6 protein-coding genes and 1 tRNA gene are annotated in these 10820 nt (G+C 32.4%); all 7 read left to right on the top strand.

The window, feature by feature from the left end; genetic code table 11:
• The first annotated feature begins 397 nt into the window (after positions 1-397).
• On the top strand, positions 398-1798 hold the full coding sequence (locus tag C3E90_RS13405; protein WP_272879148.1) for a LuxR C-terminal-related transcriptional regulator: 1401 nt from the start codon (positions 398-400) through the stop codon (positions 1796-1798).
• Between the two features lie 253 nt (positions 1799-2051).
• Complete coding sequence (locus tag C3E90_RS12790; RefSeq protein WP_236916062.1) at positions 2052-5459, top strand: MucBP domain-containing protein; 3408 nt, start codon at positions 2052-2054, stop codon at positions 5457-5459.
• Between the two features lie 83 nt (positions 5460-5542).
• Positions 5543-6514, top strand: coding sequence for a S41 family peptidase (locus tag C3E90_RS12785; RefSeq protein WP_236916061.1), 972 nt, complete (start codon positions 5543-5545; stop codon positions 6512-6514).
• Positions 6515-6772: 258 nt separating this feature from the next.
• Positions 6773-7642, top strand: coding sequence for a DegV family protein (locus C3E90_RS12780; protein ID WP_236916060.1), 870 nt, complete (start codon positions 6773-6775; stop codon positions 7640-7642).
• A 158-nt stretch (positions 7643-7800) separates the two neighbouring features.
• On the top strand, positions 7801-9192 hold the full coding sequence (locus C3E90_RS12775; RefSeq protein WP_236916059.1) for a TldD/PmbA family protein: 1392 nt from the start codon (positions 7801-7803) through the stop codon (positions 9190-9192).
• 1 nt (position 9193) lies between these two features.
• Positions 9194-10534 carry a TldD/PmbA family protein gene (locus C3E90_RS12770; RefSeq protein WP_236916058.1) on the top strand — a complete coding sequence of 447 codons (1341 nt, stop codon included), beginning with the start codon at positions 9194-9196 and terminating at the stop codon, positions 10532-10534.
• A gap of 94 nt (positions 10535-10628) precedes the next feature.
• Positions 10629-10704: transfer RNA gene (locus C3E90_RS12765), tRNA-Thr, on the top strand.
• Positions 10705-10820 lie beyond the last annotated feature (116 nt).

Raw genomic sequence — 10820 nt, 5'->3', positions numbered from 1 at the left:
AATATAATCTAATATGTATTAGAGAATAAAGAACTATTTGCATAGGGGAATGTAAGTGGTAGATTAATAAAAAAGTGCCTATTTTATTGACATAAGTTCAAACCCAGTTATATAATGGGATAATAGTTCATTACGAGGTTTTGGATGAAAATTTTCAAAAATGAAGATTATAGAGGAATATTTTTGAAATATATTTTTCCATCAAGGGGATATCAGATACTTACTACATCATTATTGTATTCTCAATGTAAGTTGAAACGATTGTACTGATAGGAATAAATAGGCAGTAACATCAAGAGACAACAACTCATCAATATGACAGTAGTTCTATAAAAGAATGCTTGTATAGTAGTTATAAAATTTTAACTAGACTTTAAAAGGGAGATGAGTCCATAAAATGTTCAAAAATACTAATAAACGTATCATTTCAATTAACGGTTTCGCATTACTATTTGCTTACTTATTATCATTTGTTTTTGAGGGGCAGGTATTATATAGCCTTATTGCTTATTATGATTATAATCCTTCTGGTTACATATTAGCTGCTATTGTAGCGCATTTTATAGGACTGTTTTTTTGCGGTTCAGTAGTTAAATCTCCAATTATGGCAAGGCGTACTATGATTAGCAGTATGGGAGTATGTCTTATTGTAACGTTACCTTTCTTTTTCAATATGCCAACCTTATGGGCTTTAAGTTTAGTTGTTAGCGGGTACGCTGGAGGTTGTGCTGTGGCTTCATGGGGGTATTATCTAAAGACATTTACACCTAAAAATCAACGGATTAAGACTTGTGCAGATGTATTGATTTATTCCAATATTATCATGATATGTATAAATGTAGTAGCCATTCATTTGTCAGCCTTTATAGGACTTGCTATGTCTATATTCTGCCTTGTGGTAGGGATGTTTTTCATTTGGCTACTGCCAGCAGATACTAATAAAATATGGGCAGAAGAAATGGAAGATAAGGAACCAAAGGATATTCAAAAATCGCTTTTGATGCTATTTTTATTTGTGGCTACCATTACCATCAACTCTGGCCTTATGTATCAAGTCATGAATCCTGCTTTTGAACATCTAACTACTCTTGTAAGTTGGTATTGGGCAGTACCATATATATTTGCACTTATAATTATACGGAATTTACCTACTAAAGTAAAAAGATCACAAATTCTATATGTTGGAATGGCAATGATTATGGCTTCCTTTGTTAGCTTTATGCTGTTAGGACGGGGAGCTGGGGATTATTTTGTTGTGAACACATTGATGCTGGGAGCTTGTGGTATTTTTGACTTGTTTTGGTGGAGTATAATTGGAGAAATGCTAGATTATGCTAAAAATCCTGTTAAAGTATTTGGTATTGGTCTAGCTGCCAATGTCTTCGGAGTTCTATGTGGTGATATGATTGGTGTGGGAGTTACTTCAATACAAATCCCCAGTGCAGAAGTAGCAGTTATGGCGCTTGTAGTTGTATGTGTGACACTCGCTATGTTACCACCCCTTAACCGTCAACTCACCATGTTAATTAAAAATCATGTTTATCTTGTAGCCTATGATAGCATGAGCAAGCCACAACAAGAAGACATTATCCAGAAGACAAAAGTGTTAACTCCTCTTACTGAAAGGGAAAATGAAGTGCTTCAACTTATTCTGACAGGTAAGTCAAATCGTGAAATTGGTGAGAAACTTTACATAAGTGAAAGTACAGTTAAAACGCATGTACGTAATATATATTCTAAATATGATGTATCTAAGCGGGCAGAACTTATTAGTATGCTACTTAAAAAGCATGAATAGATATATAATTTGAAAAAGCTTGTAAACAGGCAATAATAGAGCCTCTCATACTAAAGTATGAGAGGTGTTTTATTAATTTCATACTTAGTGCGGATGTGCAATATATATAATCATTATAAAATATTATGAGTGGAAGAAGTTTTATCTAAATTGGAGGTGGAAAAAAGTAAGCAATATAATTGAAAATTTGCATCTTGAAATAAGAATCAAAAAAATTAATTAAAGGAGGTATAATAATTAAAGGAGGGATAAAATGAGTAAAAAAATAGAAATTAAAAGAGTTATAGCTATGGCTTTAGTATTGTTTTTAGCTTTACATAATATTACCTATGCTCAAAACATAAATCATTGGGCAAAGAAGAATTATAAATATTTTAGACAAAAAAATATCTTCAAGGATGAAGAATCAATTGATTTTGACAGAGATATATCTTTAGGTGAATTTAAAGGGCTTTATGAACAGATTACTAACCAAGAATTAATAACCGTTGAAGATATTTTAGACGATGAACCTTTAACAAGAATCGATGTCATTAGATTTCTATCAAACACATTAGAATATGAAGAAATTTTGGATGTTTTAGTAGATGATTATATTGATAGTCAACAAATAGATAACAGTAATAAACAAGATATTGACAAGGTTTTATCTTTAGGAATAATTAATGGATATAGTGATAATACCCTCCGAATATATGATAAATTAACCTTAGGAGAAGCTATTACTATAATTAAAAGAGTAAATGATTTAGAGACCATTAGTTCAATCAATAGAGCTACCGTCAACCTATCTGAAGAAAATTTAAAAATGGGTTCAGTTGGCAAAGCTACAAATAATACAGTCTCCTTATTCATCTATGGATCTTTACTTAATGAGAAATTGTTGACCATGGATATCGATGAAGTGGGAATCCAAGAATGGATTAAAATTAGAGATGAGGCAGTGAATATATGGGAGAAGGTTTATAAAAGTAGTATGACAATGAGCTATGCTACTGATAAATATATTCACGATGTAGAAGAGATAATTAATAATTCAATAACTGGTTCTACTGAGGATAGTCTTAAATGGGCTCAAAAAATAACAGAACAGTTTGATGCTATTAAAAATGCTAGAAAGATGAAGGAGTTTTCTAAACAATTAGGAGTAGATGCAAAAAAGGCTTTTGAAATCCTTAAATTATCTCAAAGTATAATAGAAGGAGAAGCTATTGAAGAAGAAGTTTTTTATGCAAATTTGGAGTTAATAGCAAAAGCTACTAAAACAGCTAGTAAAGTAGGTCTTTTCATAGGTGGAACAATGATTACAGCTGGTCTTTCTACAGCAGCAGCTGGATACTTGACTTTGGGAGAGGGAGTAGGTGTTGTTGTTTCAGGATTGGATGTTGTTTTAGATGTAAGCTCTACAGCAAGTACTATTATTGTTGGAGAAAATGGTAAATTAACCATGACTTTAGAGGAGATGAAAGATGATTATGCTCCAGTTTCTGCAATTTTTGGACTACCTGACTTAGGAGGATTAGATTATGGTAATAAATTATTCTATGTAGGGGAGCAGATTATCGATTTTGTATATGAAGATAAGATTCTTGGTATTAAAATCAGTAATGATTCTGAAGATGGAAATATTGATTATGTACAAATACCTTTAAAAGATGGAAAGATTCCAAAAGAATTTTTTGAATCTGACATATTGGATGAGGCATTTATGAAAGAATATCAGGAATTGTTTTCTGATATAATCTATGAAATGGATTATGAAAATGATGAGGATATTTATTCGGATTTTAATGACCTTACCTATGAGGATATAGATAATATGTTAGAACAATTGGATATGAGCATTGAAGAGTTTGATATGATTTATGATGAATTAATTAAAGAAATTGAGGAGATAGAAAATAGGCCAATAGATGAAATTTTAGATGAAATTGAAAAACAATTATTAGAAGAAGATGAATCAATAGAAGAAGAACAAGATATTGACAATGATGATAATGATAACAACAACTATGACGACAATAACGATGAAAAGGAGGACTTAGATGATTCAGATGAGCTAGAGGATATAGAGGATTCTGAAGACCCAGATGAGTCAGAAGATACAGATAATCCAGAAGATGAAATTTATTATACTTTGACAGTATATTATGTTTTAGAATTTGACGATGAGGATGTAATACTACCTCCAACCTTTGAAAAGAAAGATTACAAATATGGCGATAAATACAATATTCCTGCACCAAAAATTGAAGGGTATACCCCTGATAAGGATACAGTGGAAGGTACTATAGGAAGGGATGATGAGACTGTCATTGTATCATATATGAAGGATTACGAGCCTTATAAGGTTTTGTTAATAGAATATGTTATAGATGATGAAAAGGTAGAAGCACCTGAACCATATATAGATGGGGATATAAAAATTGGGCAAGAGTACAATATACCTTCACCAACCGTGGAAGGATATTATACTGATAATCCAGTAGTAAGTGGGATTATGGAAGAAGGACTCAATCAGGTAATAGTAACATATTATAACAATGACAAATACTATACTGTAACTATAAGATACGTATTTGCAGATGAGGATGGTAATGAGCTAGGAGAAGCAAAAGCAACTGAAACTAGAGAAGTAAAAGTAGGAGACAGTTATACAATTATAGCGCCTGAAATTGATGGATATTATCCTGACCTTGAGAAATATACTGCTATAATGGGTGATGTTGGGAATATGAATTATACTATAAAATACAGAGAGAAAAATACTACAGAATATGTTATTTCAGGGTTGGTTGATTTAGATATAATCAAAATACCTGAAGGGAAGTCATTAGAGGAATCCTTAGCTTATTTGCCTGAAAAAGTTCCGGTTTACATTAATGCTGGAAATAATACAATTGAAATCAACGTAGTATGGAAAGAGAATTCTGAGAGAAGCTATCCTACTGTAGATGAGGTTATAGGCAAATATCCTTATACAGGTTCATATGAGTTCCAAGGTGAATTTAATCTGCCAGAGAATGTTATTAATCCGTCGGATGAGTATATGGAATTCGTTCCAAAAATCACAGTAGAGGCTTATCCAGTAGTTGAAGATTCGTATAATATAGGCGTAGATTATTCTCAGCTAGAAAGGGAGATAAATGGTACTTTAGATGATTACTCAGTTTGGTACGAAGATAGCTACGGAGAAAAGCAAGGACTTTGGGAACATTATGTAAATGGATATATTTATGAGAGATATGTATACAAAGATAATTATTATAATGGTCTCCATGAAGAATTCGCAGGAGATAATAATGGAAAAACCAAAGAAGCATACTATCAATATGGTTACGATGAAGTCGACAAAGTATATAGATCTTGGTTAGAGGGTTCATATAAAACATGGTATTATAATGGGAAAAAGAAGTCAGAAGGTCAGTTCTCTAAAGGTAATAAAACTGGTGAATGGCAAGAATATCATGATGATGAAACTTTAGCATCTAAAGGTAGTTACTCAAATGATTTAATGGAAGGCCATTGGAAATATTATTATGAAAATAGAAAGATTGAATATGAAGGTAGCTATGAATATGGTAAACAAGTAGGTTTATGGATATATTATAATGAAGATGGTAGCATTGACTATAAATGGAACTATACAACACAGGAATAAGTAGATTAATATTGGTTAAATAATAAAAATCTGAAATGGCTGTCAGCTTAATCTGGCAGCCATTTATACAATGAGGTGATAGTATGAAAAAAGCTATAATTTTTATATTGATATTTTTATGGATACTACCCTTGGATGCTTATGCAGTTAGAGATATTGATTATTTCAATACTCATATCAAAGAGATAACAGAATATTATCCATTATTCAACAGTAGATATGGGGAAAGGCTTATCAAATACAATTCAAAATTAGATACTATAGAGAAATTAAAAAAACTATACAGCTCCATAGACTCTTATAGCAATTTTTTCTCAAAGGATGAGTTAGCAGACAATATTTTTGGCAGAAAAGATGATATAGATAGAATACCTGTAGAGTATGAGATCATCAAAGATATAGGCTATATACGTATATTTACTTTTAATGATGATATTTATGATAAAGTTGTAGATGTTTTAAAGATTATGGATGAAAATAAAATTAACAACCTTGTTTTAGATTTAAGAGATAATAAAGGTGGAGAGATAATAGAGAGTGTAAAGGTTGGACAACTATTTGTAAAGGAAGGCTTAATAGCTAAAATCGATTATTATTCTAAAGAATTTGAGGATATAGAGTATTACTCAAATCTTAAAGAATTAAAATATAATCTTATTGTTCTTGTGAACGAGGAAACTTCCAGTGCTGCTGAGCTTCTTACAGGGGCAATTCAGGATAGTGGTTCTGGATATATTGTTGGAAACAAAACCTTTGGTAAATCAAAGATACAGAAATTTATTCCCTTAATGACTAAAAAAGCATACATTAACAATGAACTACTTGAAAAACCAACAGTGAACTTACTAAAAGCAATAGAACATGGAATTTTTATCAATGGTAAAGATTTATTGGGATGGGCTAAATTAACAGTAGGTTGCTTTTATTGTAGAAATGGCAAAGAAGTTGAAGGTAAAGGTATAGATCCTGACTACATTTACAACGGAACACAAGGAGAGGAATATCTTACCATTTTATTCAATAAGTTATTTAATCTAGTGAGAATAATCTCTTAAAAAGACCTAAAAACAAAGAAAGCATATCATAAGAATTGCTCTTTTATTTTTATGTTTCATAATGTTGTTGATGGATATAAATATTGTGAAGAAGAGAAACAAGTTATAAGATAAAAGGCCTAGAAGGGAACACATATAAAGAGATTAACTTGGGACAGCGAGAACCGTCCCCTATGTCCCAGGTATAATATTTTTCAAATTGGTATATTATAACAATAATAATATAGTAAAAAAATAATATACAAAGGTGGTTAGAAATTGGGTTACAAAATAATAACGGATTCTTCAGCAAATCTTACAGAGGAAATGATTGAACAGTACCACATAGACATTATTCCTCTTGTCTTTAGAATTGGAGAAGAAGAATTTTACAGTTATATAAAAGGTGAAAAAACAGACATTAAACAATTTTATGATAGAATGAGGCAAGGTGAAGTAATAACAACATCCCTCATAAGCATGGAGAAATGTCAAGATGTATTTGAAAGCAACTTAAAAGAAGGTAAGGATATACTCTATATTAGCTTTTCATCGGCACTTAGTGGCACATACAATGCTGCCCTTATGGTGGCAAAAAATTTGGAGAAGGAATATCCTGAGCGAAAAATATATGTGGTCGATTCTCTTGCTGCTTCAATGGGTCAGGGACTTTTGGTTTATTATTGTGCTGAACAGAAACGGTCTGGCAAATCTATTGATGAAGTAAAGGATTGGCTTATTGAAAATAGGCTTCACCTCTGTCATTGGTTTACAGTTGATGATTTGTTTCATTTAAAAAGGGGAGGAAGGATATCCGGGACAACTGCATTAGTTGGAACTGTTTTAGGGGTCAAACCAGTATTGCACGTTGATAATGAAGGCAGACTTGTCCCTGTTAGCAAGGTACGGACTAGAAAGAAATCCCTTATTGCACTTGTAGATGAAATGGAAAAGACCTGTATAAATCCAACGGAGCAAATTGTATTCATATCTCATGGGGATTCCATAGATGATGCTTTGTATGTTGAAAAATTAGTGAGAGAGAGATTAAATGTAAAGGATGTCAAGATAAACTATGTTGATCCCGTTATAGGTGCCCATTCAGGCCCTGGAACTATTGCATTGTTCTATATTGGCAAGACAAGATAGTAATAAGGGTAGTAGGTTTCAATATGCAGCTAAGGTTCCATATTAAATTGGACCAAAGCTGCTTTGTTTTTCTTAAAACAAGAAAATAAATGCTTTAAAATAAAAAATAATATATAATGGTTAATATAGGAAATTTTTCGAAAAAAGGGGGTAATTTTTTGCTTAGTAAAAAGGTTATAGAAAACGTACTCTATGCAGCTCTCTCTAAAGGAGGGGATTTTGCGGAAGTTTTTGTAGAGGATAGGTTTAATACAAGCATTGACATGGTGGGAGGATATGTGGAAAGTAGCATATCTGGTAGAGATTATGGTGTAGGCATTAGAATATTTGATGGGTTAAACAGTGTTTACGCTTATACTAATAATTCAAAGGAGGATAACCTAATACAAGTAGCCAAAGAAGCAGCTTTAGCTATTAAATCTAGCAAAAAAGATATAGTATTGAATCTAATGGAATTCAATATAAGTAATATGCACCCAATCAAAATTATGCCTAGCAATGCTGAAAAAGCAAAAAAAGTAGAATTACTTAAAAGGGGTTATGAAAGTGCAAAGGCCTATGATCCATTTATAACCCAAGTTACTTCAAATTACTTTGATGAAGAACAGAATGTATTAATAGCCAATTCTGAAGGACTAATGGTTCAAGATAAACGGGTAAGGACTAGGTTCAAAATCCAGTCGGTTGCTTCAAAGGATGGAGAAACACAAATTGGTTTCTATGGACCAGGTGCTGCCATGGGTTTTGAACTATTTGATAAAATTGATGTAGGGGAAGTAGGTAAAGAAGCTTCCAGGATAGCTAAAACCATGATATTGGCTGAATATTCTCCTAGTGGAGTTATGCCAGTGGTTATTCACAATGAATTTGGAGGAGTGTTGTTCCACGAAGCTTGTGGTCATGGATTAGAGGCAACCTTTGTATCTAAAGGCACTTCAGTATTCGCAGATAAATTGGGGAAACAGGTAGCATCACCTTTAGTAACTGCCATAGATGATGGCACTATACCAAATGAATGGGGTTCTTTAAATATAGATGACGAAGGAGCACCAACTCAAAGAAATGTACTCATAGAAAATGGGATTCTCAAATCCTATTTAGTAGATAAATTAAATGGAAAACGAATGAATATGGAATCGACTGGTTCAGCTAGAAGACAATCCTATAAATTCCCACCAACTTCAAGAATGAACAACACATTTATTGCCAACGGGAATTCAACCTTTGAAGAAATAATATCCAATACGGAAAAAGGATTATTTGCCAAAAAATTAGGGGGAGGAAGCGTAAACCCAGCTACAGGAGACTTTAACTTTGCAGTTATGGAAGGTTATTTAATAGAAAATGGTAAAATAACTAAACCAGTAAGAGGAGCAACTCTAATAGGAACGGGAAGTAAAGTACTAGAGAATATCGATATGGTAGGAAACAGCCAAACTTTTGGCCAAGGCATGTGTGGCTCTCTAAGTGGTTCTATACCAGTTAATGTAGGTCAACCTACTATTAGAGTAAAATCATTAACCGTTGGTGGAAGGAAGGGGGATGAATAGGGTGAAATACAAAGATTTAGTAGATAAGATTTTCGAAAAAGGAAAAGAAAAATTTGAGGATATGGAAACCTATATAGAAAACACTAAGGAAATTGAAATCCAGGTATTTAAAGGAGAAATAGATAGGTACAATATTTCAGAAACGGAAGGGTTATCCCTAAAGGGAATTAATGATGGCAAAATAGGATATTCTTATACTGAAAAAGTAGATGAATCATCTATGGATATGCTAGTAGAAGAAGCTTATGAAAATGGAAAGTATATCGATGCATTAGAGAAGGAAATCATATTTTCTGGTTCGGATGAATATAAAGAATTGGAGGGCTTCAAACAAAGCCTTAAAGAAACACCTTTAGAAGATAAAATAGAATTCGTAAAATCCTTAGAAAAAGAAGCCTTTGACTTAGATTCGAGGATTGTTGCAGTAAGTTATTGTGCCTACTATGAAATAGAAAATAGCAAATATTTGTTTAATACTAAAGGTTTAAATTTAGAAAACAATATGAGCTTAGCCTATTCATACATTATGGTTGTAGCTAAAGAAGGGGAAGAAACTAAAACTGGACTTAGCTATAGAATAGCTAAAGATTTTACAGATTTTGATTATAAAAAAATGGCAAAAGAAGCAGTTGAAGAAGCTCTATCATATTTAGGAGCTAAATCAATAAAATCTAATGAATATCCAGTAATATTGAAAAACACCGTCTTTGCAGATATAATATCCTCCTTTAAATCCATTTTTTATGCAGAAAATGTCCAAAAAGGCCTATCTCTTTTAAAGGATAAGGTAGGAGAACAAATAGCCATTACTGATTTTACATTAGTAGATGACCCCTTTGCAGAAGATGGGTTTATGGTTAGTACTTTTGATGACGAAGGGACGGCAACCAAGTATAAGAAGATAATAGATAAGGGTATATTAAATACTTGTCTATATAATTGGAAATCTGCCTTAAAGGATGGAGTTGAATCTACTGGAAATGGATATAGGGATTCCTATAAATCTCCAATATCAACTTCAACTTCTAATCTATATATAGAAAAAGGAGATAAATCCTTAGAGGAAATATTGAAAACCATGAAATCGGGTTTGTTAATTACTGATGTGCAAGGATTACATTCTGGATTAGATCCAGTGTCCGGAGACTATTCCCTTTCTGCCCATGGCTATGAAATAGAAAAAGGAGAAATTAAAAGACCAGTAAATCAAATAACCATTGCAGGAAATATCTTCGAAACATTGATGGATATTGAAGAAATAGGGAATGACCTAAAAGTCAGTTTAAATGGAGTAGGCTCTCCATCTGTAAAGATTAAAAAATTAGCAGTATCTGGAGAATAAACTATCCCCCTCTCAAGAGGGGGAAAATATTTAAATTTAAACAGATGACAAAAATTAAAAAAAGTAGTATATTATAATTGTGATTAAATAATAGGCCAATATAGCTCACTAGGCAGAGCAGCAGTTTCGTAAACTGCAGGTAAAGGGTTCGAATCCCTTTATTGGCTCCAACTTAGAAAAACAGGGACGGTTTCTCACCGTCCCTAATTTTTACAAAGGGAAGAATTTGTTTATCCGGGAAGGTTGAAACTATGTTAAAAACAACCCATAAATTGAGAATTATAAA

The organism is Clostridium sp. Cult2 (assembly GCF_021655075.1).
Taxonomy (GTDB): Bacteria; Bacillota; Clostridia; order Tissierellales; family Tepidimicrobiaceae; genus Schnuerera.
The sequence above is the reverse complement of the archived record's forward strand: the minus strand, read 5'-3'. Positions and strand labels throughout refer to the sequence as shown.

Excerpts from the sequence above, each read along its gene's own strand:
- C3E90_RS12785 (WP_236916061.1), top strand. The coding sequence starts at position 5,543 with ATGAAAAAAGCTATAATTTTTATATTGATATTTTTATGGATACTACCC.
- C3E90_RS13405 (WP_272879148.1), top strand. The coding sequence starts at position 398 with ATGTTCAAAAATACTAATAAACGTATCATTTCAATTAACGGTTTCGCA.
- C3E90_RS12790 (WP_236916062.1), top strand. The coding sequence starts at position 2,052 with ATGAGTAAAAAAATAGAAATTAAAAGAGTTATAGCTATGGCTTTAGTA.